18 protein-coding genes are annotated in these 16,505 nt (G+C 50.6%); 8 read left to right on the top strand and 10 right to left on the bottom strand.

Annotated elements, in window-relative coordinates:
- Positions 1 to 235: 235 nt before the first annotated feature.
- Positions 236 to 1,258 (bottom strand): LacI family DNA-binding transcriptional regulator, encoded by a 1,023-nt coding sequence (locus EX31_RS02290; RefSeq protein ID WP_051930987.1) that lies wholly within the window; start codon positions 1,256 to 1,258, stop codon positions 236 to 238.
- Positions 1,259 to 1,617: 359 nt separating this feature from the next.
- Between EX31_RS02290 and EX31_RS02285 the strand changes: the two genes are divergently transcribed.
- The 6 genes from EX31_RS02285 (at position 1,618) to chbG (ending at position 6,897) form a co-directional block, all read left to right on the top strand.
- Positions 1,618 to 1,938, top strand: a complete 321-nt coding sequence (locus EX31_RS02285) for a PTS sugar transporter subunit IIB (protein WP_013577914.1) — start codon at positions 1,618 to 1,620, stop codon at positions 1,936 to 1,938.
- A 127-nt stretch (positions 1,939 to 2,065) separates the two neighbouring features.
- Positions 2,066 to 3,424, top strand: a complete 1,359-nt coding sequence (gene chbC, locus EX31_RS02280; RefSeq protein WP_013577913.1) for a PTS N,N'-diacetylchitobiose transporter subunit IIC — start codon at positions 2,066 to 2,068, stop codon at positions 3,422 to 3,424.
- Positions 3,425 to 3,489: 65 nt separating this feature from the next.
- Complete coding sequence (chbA, locus tag EX31_RS02275) at positions 3,490 to 3,837, top strand: PTS N,N'-diacetylchitobiose transporter subunit IIA (RefSeq protein WP_037033137.1); 348 nt, start codon at positions 3,490 to 3,492, stop codon at positions 3,835 to 3,837.
- A gap of 14 nt (positions 3,838 to 3,851) precedes the next feature.
- Positions 3,852 to 4,688 carry a transcriptional regulator ChbR gene (gene chbR, locus EX31_RS02270; protein WP_014416576.1) on the top strand — a complete coding sequence of 279 codons (837 nt, stop codon included), beginning with the start codon at positions 3,852 to 3,854 and terminating at the stop codon, positions 4,686 to 4,688.
- Positions 4,689 to 4,748: 60 nt separating this feature from the next.
- On the top strand, positions 4,749 to 6,092 hold the full coding sequence (locus EX31_RS02265) for a 6-phospho-beta-glucosidase (RefSeq protein WP_037033134.1): 1,344 nt from the start codon (positions 4,749 to 4,751) through the stop codon (positions 6,090 to 6,092).
- A gap of 46 nt (positions 6,093 to 6,138) precedes the next feature.
- Positions 6,139 to 6,897, top strand: a complete 759-nt coding sequence (gene chbG, locus EX31_RS02260) for a chitin disaccharide deacetylase (RefSeq protein WP_037033133.1) — start codon at positions 6,139 to 6,141, stop codon at positions 6,895 to 6,897.
- Positions 6,898 to 6,955: 58 nt separating this feature from the next.
- Here chbG and EX31_RS02255 read toward each other — a convergent pair whose 3' ends face one another.
- The 5 genes from EX31_RS02255 to EX31_RS02235 form a co-directional block, all read right to left on the bottom strand.
- Complete coding sequence (locus EX31_RS02255; protein ID WP_037033132.1) at positions 6,956 to 7,846, bottom strand: oxidoreductase; 891 nt, start codon at positions 7,844 to 7,846, stop codon at positions 6,956 to 6,958.
- 155 nt (positions 7,847 to 8,001) lie between these two features.
- A complete protein-coding gene (gene gcvA, locus EX31_RS02250) occupies positions 8,002 to 8,907 on the bottom strand; it encodes a transcriptional regulator GcvA (protein ID WP_037033131.1) in 906 nt (301 codons plus the stop codon).
- 121 nt (positions 8,908 to 9,028) lie between these two features.
- Complete coding sequence (locus tag EX31_RS02245; RefSeq protein WP_013577905.1) at positions 9,029 to 10,909, bottom strand: amidohydrolase; 1,881 nt, start codon at positions 10,907 to 10,909, stop codon at positions 9,029 to 9,031.
- A 14-nt stretch (positions 10,910 to 10,923) separates the two neighbouring features.
- On the bottom strand, positions 10,924 to 11,490 hold the full coding sequence (locus EX31_RS02240) for an antibiotic biosynthesis monooxygenase (protein WP_037033130.1): 567 nt from the start codon (positions 11,488 to 11,490) through the stop codon (positions 10,924 to 10,926).
- 118 nt (positions 11,491 to 11,608) lie between these two features.
- The gene (locus EX31_RS02235; protein ID WP_037033129.1) at positions 11,609 to 12,025 is read right to left on the bottom strand and encodes a winged helix-turn-helix transcriptional regulator; all 417 of its coding nucleotides are present in this window, start codon (positions 12,023 to 12,025) and stop codon (positions 11,609 to 11,611) included.
- A 120-nt stretch (positions 12,026 to 12,145) separates the two neighbouring features.
- Between EX31_RS02235 and EX31_RS02230 the strand changes: the two genes are divergently transcribed.
- A complete protein-coding gene (locus EX31_RS02230) occupies positions 12,146 to 13,003 on the top strand; it encodes an SDR family oxidoreductase (RefSeq protein ID WP_013577902.1) in 858 nt (285 codons plus the stop codon).
- A gap of 59 nt (positions 13,004 to 13,062) precedes the next feature.
- On the opposite strand, the gene EX31_RS02225 is transcribed toward EX31_RS02230, so the two are convergent.
- Positions 13,063 to 13,320 (bottom strand): biofilm/acid-resistance regulator YmgB/AriR, encoded by a 258-nt coding sequence (locus EX31_RS02225; RefSeq protein ID WP_013577901.1) that lies wholly within the window; start codon positions 13,318 to 13,320, stop codon positions 13,063 to 13,065.
- 504 nt (positions 13,321 to 13,824) lie between these two features.
- Between EX31_RS02225 and EX31_RS02220 the strand changes: the two genes are divergently transcribed.
- Positions 13,825 to 14,361, top strand: a complete 537-nt coding sequence (locus EX31_RS02220; RefSeq protein WP_037033247.1) for a P-loop NTPase family protein — start codon at positions 13,825 to 13,827, stop codon at positions 14,359 to 14,361.
- Here the strand turns inward: EX31_RS02220 and idi are convergent.
- From idi to EX31_RS02200, 3 genes are all read right to left on the bottom strand, one after another.
- Complete coding sequence (gene idi, locus EX31_RS02215; protein ID WP_037033128.1) at positions 14,314 to 14,847, bottom strand: isopentenyl-diphosphate Delta-isomerase; 534 nt, start codon at positions 14,845 to 14,847, stop codon at positions 14,314 to 14,316. The genes EX31_RS02220 and idi overlap by 48 nt on opposite strands.
- A 579-nt stretch (positions 14,848 to 15,426) precedes the next feature.
- Positions 15,427 to 15,903, bottom strand: a complete 477-nt coding sequence (locus EX31_RS02205; RefSeq protein ID WP_013577897.1) for a DUF2778 domain-containing protein — start codon at positions 15,901 to 15,903, stop codon at positions 15,427 to 15,429.
- On the bottom strand, positions 15,900 to 16,382 hold the full coding sequence (locus EX31_RS02200; protein WP_013577896.1) for an Hcp family type VI secretion system effector: 483 nt from the start codon (positions 16,380 to 16,382) through the stop codon (positions 15,900 to 15,902). The genes EX31_RS02205 and EX31_RS02200 overlap by 4 nt, the downstream gene beginning before the upstream one ends.
- Positions 16,383 to 16,505: the final 123 nt, after the last annotated feature.

The following is a 16,505-nucleotide window of genomic DNA, read 5'->3' as shown; positions in this document are numbered from 1 at the left end:
ATTTTGTGGGTTGAATTTAGATCAATATAATTTCGCACGGAAAGTTTCTGTTATTTGTTGTTATGAATGTTAGCTAACATTTTTAACAAATAAGAATGAGTTTCAATTGCCGGGGTTATTTATAACCGGGAAAAATATAAAGTTGAATTAATTACGCGGACAACTCACTCCCCTGCGAAGGGGAGGGTTGGGGTGGAGTATTATGGTTAAAACAAAAGCTGAAGTGTGCAAGGCGCTAAGCTGATTCCCGAATAACCAGTTTGTAACCCATATCAACAATAGGTTCCTCAACCGCGATGCCTTCAATTTTATCCGCCAGCATATCTGCCGCGCGGATGCCTAAATCCCATTTTTCGACGCTGACGGTGGTTATCGCCGGGCGGTTATGGGCGGCAAAATTCAGGTCCGCGAAACCGATCACCGAGAAATCATCCGGCACGCGTAAACCCTGCGATTCGGCTTCCATGATTGCGCCCTGCGCCAGGGTGTCGGAGCTGCAAATGATGGCGTCAAAGCGGTGATCGCTGGCGAGCAGTTGGCGCAGTGCCTGGCGTCCGACTTCCATATTCGCCGGACGGGAAACAATCACTTCTTTAATGTCGTGCGCAGGAATGGCCCGCAACACGCTGATTGCCCCGTTTTTACGCACCATTGCGCGGCGATCAGAAGCACAGATAAAGCCAAAACGCCTGAAGCCTTTGCCGAGGAAATAGTCACCGATGGCATTGCCGACTTTTTCGTGCGAGAAGCCAATCAGCATATCAATCGGCGTGGGCGTTAAATCCCAGATTTCTACTACCGGAATATTGGCGTTAAGAATGATTCTTTTCAGTTCCGACGTGTGATGAATGCCGGTCAGCACAATCCCGTCCGGTCGGCGCGAAAGCAGGGTGGCGATAATATCGGTTTCATCTTCCGGCTCATAGCCGACAATACACAACAGCATGTGATAACCCCGTGCCGCCAGTTGGTCGCTGATGGCCTGCACGGTATCAACAAACATATTGTTGTTAATCTGCGGCACGACGACGGCAATGAGTTTCGTGCGGCTGGTCGCCAGACCACCGGCCAGCATATTGGGGATGTAACCGGTACTTCTCACGGCTTCCATCACGCGGGCAATGGTCGCCGGGCGCACGACTTTGGGATTGTTTAAGGCGCGGCTGACCGTCATGGGTGAAAGACTGGCGGCCTGAGCAACATCTTCGAGCGTAGCCGTGCGGGAACGGCCTTTCTGAGCATTTATTTTATTATTCAAAGCGTTGACCACTGAATTATGGCGTCAAAATAGTAATGTTTGCGCAATCATTGCCAGTTTCTCATATTGTCCCCTGCTTGGGTAAGTGTAAATGTTAACTTCTTGTTGCGTGACCGTGCGTCTTTATCTTATTTATCCTCGCGAGTTATTTACCCAAAACGTGAAGGGAGTCATAAGGGATGGTCAAGGAGAGACAATTTCTATAAGTTCCGAATTATCGCGCCCTGAAGTGATGCCGTATACTGCTTTCAGGCAGAGACGATTCGTTATCTTCAATTTATTTGCTCTGAATACATTCTCGCAGGTGAAGGAAAAACCGTTGCCTGAGCTGCAATTTATCGGGATATGAGGGTTTTATCATGGAAAAGAAAGTCATTTATTTGTTTTGCTCCGCCGGAATGTCAACCTCGTTACTGGTTTCTAAAATGAAGGTTCAGGCTGAGAAGTATGAGGTCCCGGTCATTATCGAAGCATTTCCTGAAACACTGGCTGCAGAGAAAGGTGCGGCAGCCGATGTCGTTCTGCTTGGGCCGCAAATTGCCTATATGCTGGATGAAATTAAAAAAGTCTTGCCGGGTAAACCGGTTGAAGTGATCGATTCTGGCCTGTACGGCAAAATTGACGGGTTAGGTGTTCTGAAAGCAGCCGTTGCTGCGATCAAAAAAGCAGCAGCGCAGTGATCTTACGTTTTTCCTTATTTTAAAATTGAACGTCTTTATATTGAAATTTTTAAGTCAAAGAGAACTCCAGTCAAAGAGCGAATTTCTTCCCCTGGCCGCCAGATGGCGGCATTAAAGGAAAATACCAATGAGCAAAGCCATTGATTCACTTGAAAAGATACTTCTTCCTTTTGCCGTTAAAATAGGTAAACAACCGCATATTAATGCCATTAAAAATGGCTTCATAAAACTCATGCCGCTGACCCTCGCGGGTGCCATGTTCGTTTTAATTAATAACGTATTCCTGAACTTCGGTGCCGGTTCTTTCTTTTATTCTTTAGGCGTGCGCTTAGACCCGTCAACTATCGATACGCTGGCCGGTCTGAAAACCATCGGTATTAATGTTTATAACGGTACGCTCGGTATTATGTCGCTGATGGCGCCGTTCTTTATTGGCATGGCATTAGCGGAAGAACGTAAAGTTGATTCCCTCTCCGCCGGTTTATTAGCCGTTGCAGCCTTTATGACCGTGACGCCATACAGCGTCGGTGAAGCTTATGCGGTGGGCGCAAACTGGTTAGGTGGCGCGAATATTATTTCCGGTATGGTAATAGGTCTGGTTGTCGCAGAAATGTTCACCTTTGTGATTCGCCGCAACTGGGTCATTACCTTGCCGGCGAGTGTGCCGTCTTCGGTTTCCCGATCCTTCTCCGCGTTAATTCCGGGCTTTATTATTCTGTTTATCTTCGGGGTTATTTCCTGGTTACTCGGATTATATGGCCACAACTTCCACCAGATTATTATGGATTCAATTTCCAAACCTCTGGCGGCAATGGGCAGCGTGGTTGGCTGGGCGTACGTGATTTTCAACTCACTGCTGTGGTTCTTTGGTGTGCACGGATCTCTGGCGCTGACCGCGCTCGACAACGGCATCATGACCCCGTGGGCGCTTGAAAATATCGCGCTGTACACCGAATACGGTTCCGTGAGTGCCGCGATTGATGCAGGGAAAACCTTCCACTTCTGGGCTAAACCGATGCTGGATTCCTACATCATGCTGGGCGGTTCCGGTGCAACCCTCGGGCTTATCATCGCCATCTTTATCGCCTCACGCCGTGCCGATCATCGTCAGGTGGCAAAGCTGGCACTGCCGTCAGGTATCTTCCAGATTAACGAGCCTATCCTGTTTGGTCTGCCGATTATCATGAACCCAGTGATGTTTATCCCCTTCGTGCTGGTTCAGCCGATTCTGGCCGCCATCACGATCGCCGCGTACAGCATGGGTATCATTCCTCCGGTCACTAACCTGGCGCCGTGGACCATGCCGACCGGGCTTGGCGCTTTCTTTAACAGTAACGGCAGCATCGCGGCACTGCTCGTCGCGTTGTTCAATCTCGGTATTGCCACGCTGGTGTACATGCCATTCGTGATCTTGTCTAACAAGGCGCAGGCGATTATTGAAGAAGAAGAAAGCGAAGAAGACATTGCAGCTTCACTGAAATTTTAATCTGAACGGAGGGCGGGCAGAGGCCATCTTCCCGCCGTTATCCGGGCAATCATGGAGAGACAGAGATGATGGATTTAGACAGCATTGTTGAAACTGAAAGCGAAATGCAGGATCTCGAAGAAGTGGTGATGGGGTTGATCATCAACTCCGGACAAGCACGCAGCCTGGCTTACGCGGCGCTCAAAAAAGCCAAAGAAGGTGATTTTGAGCAGGCGCGTTCGGTGATGGCGCAGTCAAAAATGGCGCTGAATGAAGCGCATCTGGTGCAGACTAAACTGATTGAAGGCGATCAGGGCGAAGGAAAAACCAAAGTTAGCCTGGTGCTGGTGCATGCACAAGATCACCTGATGACATCAATGCTGGCCCGCGAACTGATTGCGGAACTCATTGAGCTTCATGAAAAAATAAAATAACGTAGGGAGCCATAATGCAGCCACCGGTACTGAGCATGGAAATCAAGACAGCGCGCGAAAATCAACTCTTCGACGGTCAGAATTTCCACATGTTCATCTACAACAAAGTAGAAAGCATTTCCGGGCTGCATGAACATGATTACTACGAATTTACAGTGGTGCTGACCGGCCGGTATTACCAGAACGTCAATGGTAAACGGGTATTGTTAGAACGCGGCGATTTTGTCTTTATCCCTCTGGGATCCCATCACCAAAGTTTCTATGAATTCGGTGCGACGCGGATATTAAATGTCGGGATCAGCAAAGCGTTCTTCGAGCAACACTATTTATCTTTACTGCCATCCCGTTTTGTGGCGTCACAGGTTTATCAGATCAAGACTGAATTTCTGGCTTATATAGAATCTGTGATCGCTTCTCTTAATTTCAGGAACGGGGAATTTAATGAGTTTCTGGAAATGGTGACGTTTTATATTGTGAACCGTTTACGCCATCACAGAGAATCAGAAATCACGACAGATGCGCCAGGCTGGCTTAAAAATACCATCGAAAAGATGCACGACAAAACACAGTTTAGTGACAAAGCATTAACGAATATGGTGGCCCTTTCCGGCAAATCACAGGAATATCTCAGCCGTGCCACGCAGCGACATTATGGCAAAACACCGATGCAGATTATTAATGAAATTCGTATTGATTTTGCCAAGAAACAGCTGGAGATCACCAATTATTCGGTCACGGATATCGCGTTTGAATCCGGTTACAGCAGCCCGAGTATGTTTATTAAAAACTTTAAAAAGCTAACTTCTTTTACCCCCAATCATTACCGAAAGAAGTTATGCAGTATTAATTAAACCGAATCATTTATTTCTCTGTTTAAATTTGCAGTGCATTATTATTGCACGGGAGTTCCTATGCGTAAAAAACTGAAAGTCGTCACAATTGGTGGCGGAAGTAGTTATACCCCGGAATTACTGGAAGGCTTTATTAAACGCTACGATGAATTGCCTATTACCGAGTTATGGCTGGTCGATGTGGAAGCCGGAAAAGAGAAACAGGATATTATTTTCAATCTTTGCCAGCGTATGGTGGAACGTGCAGGTGTGCCGATTGTAATGCATAAAACGCTGGACCGCCGCGAAGCCTTGGTGGATGCCGATTTTGTCACCACGCAACTGCGTGTTGGCCAGCTCAAAGCACGCGAACTGGACGAACGTATTCCACTCAGCCACGGTTATCTCGGGCAGGAAACCAACGGCGCTGGTGGCCTGTTCAAAGGCTTGCGTACCATTCCGGTGATTTTTGACATCATTAAAGATGTCGAAGAAATCTGCCCGGACGCCTGGGTGATTAACTTCACCAACCCGGCCGGAATGGTAACGGAAGCGGTATTCCGGCACACCAGATTCAAGAAATTCATCGGCGTGTGTAACATCCCGGTTGGCATGAAAATGTTCATTCAGGATGTGCTGCAACTGACCCCGATGGACGATTTGTCCATCGACCTGTTTGGCCTGAACCACATGGTGTTCATTAAAGATGTTCTGGTCAACGGCGAATCACGTTTCGCCGAACTGCTCGACGGCGTCGCATCCGGCACGCTGACCGCCGGTTCGGTGAAAAACATCTTTGATTTACCGTTCAGCGAAGGCCTGATCCGCTCCCTGAATTTGCTGCCGTGTTCTTATCTGCTGTATTACTTTAAGCAGAAAGAGATGCTGGCGATTGAGATGGGGGAATTCTACAAAGGCGGTGCACGCGCCACGGTGGTACAGAAGGTTGAAAAACAGCTGTTCGATCTGTACAAAAACCCTGATCTGAACGTCAAACCGAAAGAACTGGAATTGCGCGGCGGGGCCTATTATTCCGATGCCGCCTGCGAAGTGATCAGCGCAATTTACAACGACAAACAAACCGAGCAGTACGTCAATTTCCCGCATAACGGCCATATTGATAACATCCCGTCTGACTGGGCGGTGGAAATGACGTGCACCATCGGGCGTGACGGCGCAAAACCACACCCGCGTATCACGCATTTCGACGAAAAAGTGCTTGGCCTGATATACACCATCAAAGGCTTTGAGATTGCCGCCAGCAATGCCGCACTGAGCGGTGAATTCAATGATGTTCTGCTGGCGATGAACCTCAGCCCGCTGATCCATTCCGATAAAGATGCTGAGATACTGGCGCGCGAAATGTTGCTGGCACATGAAAAACTACTGCCAAATTTTGCTAACACCATTGCTGCGCTGAAATAAACCCACGGCCTTCCCTGAAAAGGGGAGGCGTTCAACCGGGACATTTATGGATAAATTACTGATAGTGAACGCCGATGATTTCGGGCTTTGTAAAGCGCAAAACTACGGGATCATCGACGCATTCAACAACGGTGTGGTGCGGTCGACGACGGCGATGGTGAATATGGCCGGTGCAGAACATGCCGCGGTGCTCAGCAAAGAAAATCCTGATCTTGCCGTTGGCATGCATTTCGTGCTGACGCTCGGACGTCCCTTGTCATCCATGCCGGGGCTGGCCCGCGACGGTGAACTGGGAAAATGGATTTGGGAAATGGCAGAGCAGGGCACGTTACCGCTTGATGAAATCGCGCAGGAACTGCAATGCCAGTTCGGGCGTTTTGTGTCTCTGTTTGGCCGTTTGCCGACACATCTCGACAGTCATCATCATGTGCATATGTTCCCGCAGATTTTCCCGATCGTGGAAGCGTTCGCGAAAGATCAGGGCATTCCTGTACGCATCGATCGTGACGAGATCCGCCGGGGCGACATTGCGCTGTGTGGCGCGAAGAGTACCGACGGTTTCGACAGCAGTTTCTACGGAGAGACGGTTTCAGAAGCCCTGTTTGTGCAAACGCTGGACAACGCCACGCAGCGCGGTGACCGCTCGGTGGAAATCATGACCCATCCGGCGTTTATCGATAACACCCTTCTGGCGAGCAAATATTGCTATCCGCGCCTGGCGGAGCTGGATGTACTGACGTCGGCCTCGCTCAAAACTGCGATAACTGAACGCGGATTCCGGCTGGGATCGTTTAAGGATTTATAAGCTGTAATACGTAAAGCCCGCCGCTGGCATGACGCCCGCGGCGGGCTTTTTATTGGCGTCAGCCCGGCCCCTCACTTCCTGCCGCCAGCAGCGGTACCAGAATGTCGCTAACGGGCGTAGGAATACCCCGCGCGAGACCGTAACGCTGTATGACACCGTTGCGTATATCCCATTCCAGCGGGCGGTTAGCCTGGCGGTCGGCGAGAATAGAAGTGCCCAGGTCCGCAGGTGCACGATGAAAACCGTCAACGATCTCTTGCGGAACGTTATCGCTGAGTACCGCACCTTCCGCACGCGCGACAGTCAGACACTCACGCAGATAAGCCAGTGCCAGTTGCGTGATATCCCCGCGTGAGAACATCCCGGCACGGCGGTTCGAGAGAACCATCAGACCCGCGACCGCATTTTGCAGCAATTTGCGCCATGCGATCGTGAGAAAGTCGGATGACAATTCAACCGTACAGCGTGTGCCGCTGAGCGCATCAGCGATCCGTTTTGCCTGCGGCACATCCGGCAACGTCAGACGCGGTTTTGCGCGCAGCCGGACGGAGGCATCCGGCTCACGTTGTGCTGGAAACCAAACAACGGAAGGCAGCACTGTTGCTCCGTTGACGTAGGGTTCCAGCGAGGTTTTCTGTTCGACGCCGTTTTGCAGTGCACAGACAACGGTATTTTTATCGCACAATGCGGTAAGCCAGCCGGCGCTGTCAGCCACCTGTGTGGTTTTCACCGCAACAAAAACCAGATCACACGGAGAGTGGACCTTCGACGGATTGATTAATACCGGGCCTGGCACCACCACCTCGCCGTCATCATGACGCAGAATTAATTGCGGATGCGCAGTGCGCCCGCAAAGCAGCGGCGTGCGGTTAACTTCATGCAGTACCGCAGCGATGGTCGTACCAATCGCACCGGGACCTATCAGAGCAATAGCAGGGCGGTCAGACATCTCGAGTTCTCCTGATTTGATTAACCTATCAACAATCGCAAGCATCAGAATACCGCCAGAAAAATAATATGAGCGGGCATGTACTGATGCTAAACAGCCTGTGCCCGGATTAACAGTGAAGTGTTGTCATCGTGGTATGAGCAATAACTCATACTTCAACGATAACTGCGCTGCGCTTGCTGTGATTCGGCCAGCAGCCAGTTACGGAATTTCAGGATGTGCGGCTGTGTCTCGATGCCTTCCGGACAGACAAAGTAATAGGCGGACGGAGAGGGGAAAACGACGTCAAAGAGCCTGACCAGACTGCCATCATGGATTTCTTTTTCAACGTGGCCGCTGCGCGCTAACGCAATGCCCTGACCCAGTAACGCGGCTTCGATCGTCATATTTGTGTCGGCGAAGCGCACGCTTTCGTGCAGTACATCAGTATTCACGCCGACCTGCTTAAACCAGGCATCCCATTTCGGTACCAGATCAGCCCCGTCACGTGTCAGCAGCGGAAAACGCAGCAGCTCCGCAGGTTCAGCGGGTATACCAAAACCGGCTAAGAATGCGGGGCTGGCAACGGGAAATAATTGTTCGCGAAACATAAACTCTGTATGCAGCGCCGCATAATTACCGTGTCCGAAACGGATCGCTACATCGGAATCTGCGCTGGCGAAGTTAATGGCTTTATCCGTACTTTCCAGCGAGACCAGAATTTCCGGATGCAAACGTGCTAATTCCGGCAGGCGCGGTAACAGCCACTTTAACGCGAAAGAATAGGTGGTGCTGACACGCAGCCGCACCCGTCCTTTTTGTTCACGCAGATCGGCAAGTGTCGTTTCAAGCTTACTAAAGAATTCCCGTACCAGAGGGGCAAGCGCTGCACCGGCAGGCGTCAGGCTCAGGGTTTTACCACGCTGAAAAAGCTGCAGGCCCCAGCTATCTTCCAGTTTTTTCAACTGATGGCTGACGGCACTTTGTGTAATAAACAGCTCCTCTGCGGCTGAGGTAAACGTCGTGTGGCGGGTGGCGACTTCAAAGGCGCGAAGTGTGGCTGTAGGGGGAAGGTCACGCATCATTCAGTTCCTGTTAATGAGCTAATGCTCATAACAGGGTATGCCGGGGCGTGTGCAAAAGATACGGTGGCAGAAAAAAATGGCCTGCAATGCAGGCCATTTTCATGTCGTTCTCAACGGGTCAGAACGAGAAGCACGAACATCCTAACGCACCCCAGAAAGCGTTGTCATCGGACACCGGGACATCAGAACCACGGGCAATATCATGGCTGTGTTTATGCACGCCACACGGGCCGACGCACTGATGCCCCTGACGAACCAGCCCGACGCGCGCTGCACCTTGTGGCGGCGCAGAGCGGTAATGCCCAGGCACTGTGGTGACCGGCGACCAGTCCGGCAGCACCGGGATGGCTGGCGGCGCGAGCGGCGAGAAACTGCCTGCGGCGTAAACCACTTTGCCATCGACCACGGTCATCACCGATTCGATGCCCTTGATACGTTCTTCCTGCACGCTGAAGAAATCTTCGGAAAGAACGGCCAGATCGGCCAGTTGCCCGACTTTGATCTGACCTTTCTTGCCCTGTTCGCTGGAGAACCAGGAACTGCCCTGCGTCCACAGCATCAGCGCGGTTTCGCGGTCAATACGGGCGGCGTCGTCATACATCGCCATGCCGCCGACGGTGCGACCGGAAACCAGCCAGTACAGTGCCGTCCATGGGTTATAGCTGGCAACACGGGTCGCGTCGGTGCCCAACCCGACCGGCACGCCTGCGGACAACATTTTCGCCACCGGCGGCGTATGTTTAGTGGCCTCGATACCGTAGCGTTCAGCGAAGTATTCTCCCTGGAATGCCATACGGTGCTGTACCGCAATGCCGCCGCCCAGCGCTTTGACGCGCTCAATGTTGCGTTCGGTGATGGTTTCCGCATGGTCAAAGAACCAGTGCAGCCCGTTGAACGGGATATCGCTGTTCACTTTCTCAAAGACATCCAGCATCCGGCTGATCGACTCGTCATACGTGGCATGCAGGCGGAACGGCCAGCGGTGCTCCACCAGATGACGCACCACGCGTTCAAGTTCGACCTCCGTTCCCGGCGGTAAATCCGGACGCGGTTGCAGGAAATCTTCAAAGTCTGCGGCTGAAAATACCAGCATTTCGCCTGCGCCGTTATGACGGTAGAAATCAGTGCCCTGGCCGGGTTTGAGCATGTCGGTCCACAGCTCGAAATCTTCCAGTTCATGTTGCGGACGCTGGGTAAACAGGTTGTAAGCAATACGTACCGTCAGTTGATTTTTCTGATGAAGCTCATCGATGATCTGATAATCCTCAGGGTAATTCTGGAAGCCGCCGCCTGCATCAATCGCGCTGGTGAGGCCGAGACGGTTCAGTTCACGCATAAACTGGCGGGTGGAGTTCACCTGCTGTTCCAGCGGCAGTTTCGGTCCTTTCGCCAGCGTAGAATATAAGATCATGGCGTTTGGCTTGGCGATCAGCATACCGGTCGGATTACCATTGCTGTCACGCTGAATTTCACCGCCTGGCGGATTGGGGGTGTCTTTGGTGTAGCCGACCACTTTGAGCGCGGCGCGGTTGAGCAGGGCGCGGTCATATAAATGCAGGATAAACACCGGCGTATCGGGTGCGGCCTGATTAATTTCATCCAGCGTCGGCATGCGGCGTTCAGCAAACTGAAATTCAGTCCAGCCTCCTACCACGCGCACCCACTGCGGGCTTGGTGTCCGCAGCGCCTGTTCTTTCAGCATACGCAGGGCATCGGCCAGCGAAGGCACGCCTTCCCAGCGCAATTCCAGATTGTAATTCAGACCGCCACGGATCAGATGCAGGTGCGAGTCGTTCAGGCCCGGAATGGCGGTGTGTCCGTGCAAATCCACCACCTGCGTCTGCGCATCAGCAAACTGCATCACTTCATTTTCGGTACCGACAGCCAGGAATTTACCGTCTTTGATTGCGACAGCATTTGCCAGCGGTTTTTCTCTGTCAACGGTGTGGAATTTGCCGTTAAGCAGGATCAGTGAAGCAACATTATTTATTGAATTCATTGGAAAATCTCCTGTTATTGCGCGGAAGCGCGCGTCAGCCATGAATGGAACACTCGTGTAACGATTGGCATCCAGAGGAAAACCACCAGCCCTACGACCGTGGCGTCATTGAGTAAATGACCGCCTTCGGTGCCTTTAAGCTGTGGCAAAAACTGCCCCCAAAACCAGGGCACAATATGGGTCGATGGATAAATTACCCCCAATGTCAGCAGATACTGTTTCCAGCGGGCGGGCGGGCGGACATTCGCACTTGGCGGGGTGAACCAGAATTCGGCACCGGGACGCACCTCGGTGCTGTCGTTTTGCAACAACAGCGGGCTGACTTCCGCCACCAGTTGTTTACGCAGATCCGAGTTGTGCCATGCATTAAGATTTTCCAGCGTGTCGAAACGCACCAGAATGGTATAAGCATCGCCGCTGCGGCTCGGGCGGATGACGTTGACGCCAAGATGCCCCGGGAAGGTACTGGCCTGTGGCATAATTTTATTCAGCCAGGCTTCATATTGCGCTTCGCTGGCTGGCGCAATCTTATGGGTAATGACGAGCGTGACATGTTGCTTGTGGGTCTGGGACGGGGACATACATCACCTCAGCTGATTAAAATAAAAGGTTTTATCGAATCAATGAAATGATGTTAGTCGGTGGATAGAGTCAATGATAGGTGAGAATTTTTGGGGACTTGTTAAGTTTTTTTGTTAATTACTCTGCACCTACGAGACGCAGGCTACGCTGTTTCATAACGCGATGCAGATTCGACTCCAGCCAGTCTGCGAGCCCGGCAACCTGATCTTTTACTTCGATGCCGAGGGGGGTCAGAGAATATTCCACATGCGGCGGCACCACCGGATAAGAACGGCGGTCGATGAAACCGTCTTCTTCGAGGGACTGTAAAGTCTGCGCCAGCATTTTTTCGCTGACACCGCCGACTTTGCGGCGCAGTTCGCTAAAGCGCAATGTGTTATCGCTGAGCGCGATCAGGATCAGTAATCCCCAGCGGCTGGTGATGTGACGCAGGATTTCGCGCGACGGGCAGTTAGGATTCAGGACTTCGCCCCGGCGGATTTGTTCTGACAGTGGCAAACGTTCAGCGGGTTGCTCAGAGGAAATTATTTTCATACTAACCTTAGGGTGCGTACTTACGAAAAGTTAGTGTATCGCATAGGATGTGTTGACGGCGACATTTTTAGCGCCTTGAAAGCATAAATCATCTGTCGAATACTTTTTGGAGAAACCATTATGATCGCAATTACCGGTGCTACCGGCCAGTTAGGCCGCCTTGTTATTGCTGCACTTCTGAAAAAAGTGCCTGCTGATCAGATTATTGCCGCGGTGCGTAATCCGCAAAAAGCTCAGGATCTGGCAGATCTGGGTATTGACGTGCGTCAGGCCGATTACAGCCAGCCCGCCACACTGGATTCTGCGTTTAAAGGCGTCGAAAAACTGCTGCTGATTTCTTCCAGTGAAGTCGGTCAGCGCGAAGCACAACATAACGCGGTCATCGACGCAGCAAAACGTGCAGGCGTGAAACTGCTGGCCTACACCAGTCTGCTTCATGCAGATAAAAGTCCGCTGGGACTGGGTGTTGAACACCGTGCGACCGAAAAAGCATTAAGCGAATCCGCCATTCCATTCGTGCTGTTGCGTAACGGCTGGTACACCGAAAACTATGCGGCGAGTATCGCCCCGGCGCTGGCGCATAACGCGTTTATTGGTTCAGTCGGTGAAGGAAAAATCTCTTCCGCTGCGCGCCAGGATTATGCTGAGGCCGCGGCGGCAGTACTGACGCAGGAAAATCAGGCCGGTAAAATCTACGAACTGGCCGGGGATGAAGCCTACACGCTGGCGGAATTCACTGCCGAAATTGCCCGTCAGTCCGGTAAAAAAGTTGATTATATCAACCTGCCGGAGGCGGAATTTGCCAAAGCGCTGCTTGGTGCCGGTTTACCGGAAGGTCTGGCGAATATGCTGGCAGATTCTGATGCAGGTGCAGAGAAAGGGGGCTTGTTTGATGATTCTCATACATTGAGCAAACTGATTGGTCGTCCGACCACGCCGGCTAAAGATGTGATCGCCGCGACACTGAAATCGCTTTAACAAAACAGTTATTGCGCTCCGGCCTGTTAACATCATCTTTAACAGGCCGGTAATATTTTTTAAATCACATCGTCCTGCGTGGAAAGTAACACCAGTTCCAGTAAGTTACGGCAACCTTGCTGATTACTGATGTTGGTCTCCTGTTCCAGATGGCGCACCAGACCTTCAATTATGGCCTTATTACTCACCGGATAGTGGCTGGAGAGAAGTCCTGAAACAACAGTCCCGAGGATCTCAACTTCGCTTAATGTCGGCGTTTCCCGCACATTTAAATAATCACTGATTTCTGTAACTGTTTGTTCTGCTTCGATTTGCATGTAGACCTCCTTAAACTTTTCAGCGGATTCGTCTCACGTGAAAAGTGCCTATTGCCAGTCAGAAAAGAGAGTATTGTGAAGTTTTTCTTCACAATTTCCGGCCCTGACTCATCTGATCGTTGTGTTATGCATCACGAAAACCCCAGCCATGAAAAAAACCTTTGGAAGAAGGGAAATCCAATTTTTCTTCCAAAGGTCAGGCTGAATACGCCCGTAAAAGACGGACTAATGATGAAGCAGGGGTAACAGAAAGTTATACAAAGATTGCCAGTCTGTACAGGTATGGCTGCAAGATATTTTAGATTTTGTTGCTAGCAATCGAAAAAAAGCACAAATAGTTCATCCATTCGCAGCGGTAATACATTCACACGACAACTTAGTTCTGTGCGTAATGGTTGCGGGCGTTAATTCATGTGCTTGTACAAGTGAAATATGTTGCGGCATAATATGCGCCCTTTTTTTTCAGGCCAGATGCAACATCCGGCAGCGGATAAGGATCATGTGGTGAAAATCAATGTTATTGGTACCAGCGGAAGCGGGAAATCAACGCTTGCCCGCAACATTTCTCAGAAACTGAATATTCCTTATATTGAACTGGATGCGCTGTTCTGGAAGCCGGACTGGCAGGGCACACCGGATGAAGAATTTTTTGCCCGTCTGACAGAAAAACTGGCGGCCAGTGACGGCTGGGTGATTGACGGAAATTACAAACGTACTCAGGCCGTAAAATGGCGCGAAATCGATATGATCGTGTGGGTGGATTATTCGTTCGGGCGTACGTTATATCAGGCGGTGAAACGCGCCGCCACGCGGGCATGGGCACAAAAGGAAATCTGGGCGGGAACGGGGAATCGCGAATCGTTTCGTAAAAGCTTCTTCAGCCGGGATTCAATTATTCTGTGGACGCTGAAAACTTACGCGAAAAATCGTCGCCAGTATCAGGCTTTGTTTAACGATCCTGACTGGCAGCATGTCCGCTTTGTGCGCCTCACATCACCCCAGCAGACTGAGGTTTTCCTGCGTGATCTGACCCAGTTGTAACACCATCCACGGGCTGAATGCCCAGGGTGTTGCCCGAACGCTGTTCAGCAAATCTTCCGGCTTAACCCACTGATAATCCATGACTTCAGAAGCACGCGGCACTGGGGGCTGGCAGGTGAAAGCGGCAAATATCGGGCAAAACTCGTTTTCGACAATCCCGGATGCATCGGTGGCACGATACTGAAATTCGTCAACCAGCGACGTGATTTGCTCCACGGATAAACCCAGTTCGTACTGACAGCGACGGCAAACTGCCGCCCGCAGGGATTCGCCCGGCAGCGGGTGTCCGCAGACAGAATTGGTCCAGACGCCGGGCCAGGCCACTTTGCTCAGGGCACGTCGTGTCAGCAGGATTTCGCCGCGATCGTTGTGAATATAGCAGGAAAAAGCAAGATGTAAGGGTGTCTGGCCGGTATGCACCAGCGCTTTGTCCATGGTGCCCGCCGGTTGATTTTTACCATCAAGTAATACGACTTCTTCAATCATAAAAACTCCCGTTAGTCCTCCATCATAGACCCTGTATAACCTCCTTCCAACCGTTCACTCTCCGTTGACATCCATCCCCTGATGCGGCCTGAGTCAGACATCCTGATCGATGGCGGTGGTTTCGAGGGACGACAATAATTTTCGGTGTTGTTACGCATAGCTTCAACGGCCACTACGGATGAGTTTGATGATCTTCCGTGCATGTAAAAAACCCGGCATTTACCCGTCTTATTCCATCCTGAGTTATACCAATCTATACATCCTGGTTATTCACCATAAGCGGTCCTTCCATGCATCACTGTATTGAATACCAGCCCGGCTTGCCGCCGGGCTTTGATTACTCTTTCTTTCTCAGTAAAAAGGCGACAAGCCAGATCAGTGAAATGTTCAACAGGAATGAAGTCAGATGGATAAAGGTCATAAAGATATTTGCCCATGATTCTTCTGTTATAAAACCTGTTTTTTCTGTCAAAAGTGAGTACGCGATATTTTCGGGTATTAAGGCGAAAATGGTGACGAGTATTACGACAAAAGACGCCGAGCCAGCCATCCAGATCAGAATATATTGGTATGGTTTCATTAGTACACCTGCACTGTGCCAAACGCTTTCATTGTTGGGCTAACCATCGTGGTTGGTGTCTTGAGTAATGCTTCTCGAAGGATATCGAAGTGTGACTTACTGGTAAATGTTATGCAGCCGTTACTTGTCCCCTGATATCCAGCCGGATGTAATCTGAAATTTCCACGTTCGACATCCTCAATGAAAGTCGTGTCATCAATCAAGCTATCATCGCGAAATAATGCAAACCACGCTGCATGATCTGAACCGCTGACAATTGACTTAAGCCAATCACGCTGCTTGTACATTAACCCCCCCACAGGGCGGGATACGATGTAGTACCTGCCTGGTGGTAGTGGTCCTATGTTTTTGACCGCTGTCTGTTCAGGATCGTTGCGCTGTGCGGGATTGCCTGAGTATGCAGGGAAAAAACCAATTCCCGGGCAACTTAGCGTTGATATACCCGCTCCGTTTAACCGAAACGTGCATTTGATCATCTGTCATTCCACGCATCTGAAAAAATGATATTCCCATCGCAATGTTTCCACGTGATCCGCTCGTAACGCAGTGAAATTGACTCAAGATGGTTATGTTTATCAGTGGCAGGGTTTTTGCAATCATGCATTAGCGGGCAAACAGAAACGACCTTTACATTTTCCATCAGCATATTGAAATATTCAGCTTCCTGACCAGCATCGTTGATCCTGTACCACCTTATCTCCGCAGATTTTAAGGTTTGGCCTTTTGCGACGGCCTTGTAAAGGTAGGGCGATGAGCTGTCGAATTCTTTTTCAAAAGTCAGCGCGGAATGTACACGAGTACCGGTGATCTTGCCTGTGTTGTTGTCAGTAGGTAAAAACAAGCCGTGCCCAAATCCTTGAACCTCGATACTCCCCTCACGCCCATTCACATCGACAGATCCTTTGATGTCAGCGCCGCCGTCATCTTTAAGCCATAGGTAAGCGGGTATTGCCATTTTGATAATTCCCTTTTGAAATTGAAGGTATAAGTTATGCCCATCAATCGCCGAAAACAATTAGCGAATATCGTAATAAGTTGATTTTCAGAGGTTTATTATCAGTGAGCGTTCACCTGGGGC

Source organism: Rahnella sp. WP5, from assembly GCF_000745615.1.
Classification (GTDB): domain Bacteria; phylum Pseudomonadota; class Gammaproteobacteria; order Enterobacterales; family Enterobacteriaceae; genus Rahnella; species Rahnella aceris.
This window is presented reverse-complemented; position numbering and strand designations above follow the sequence as displayed.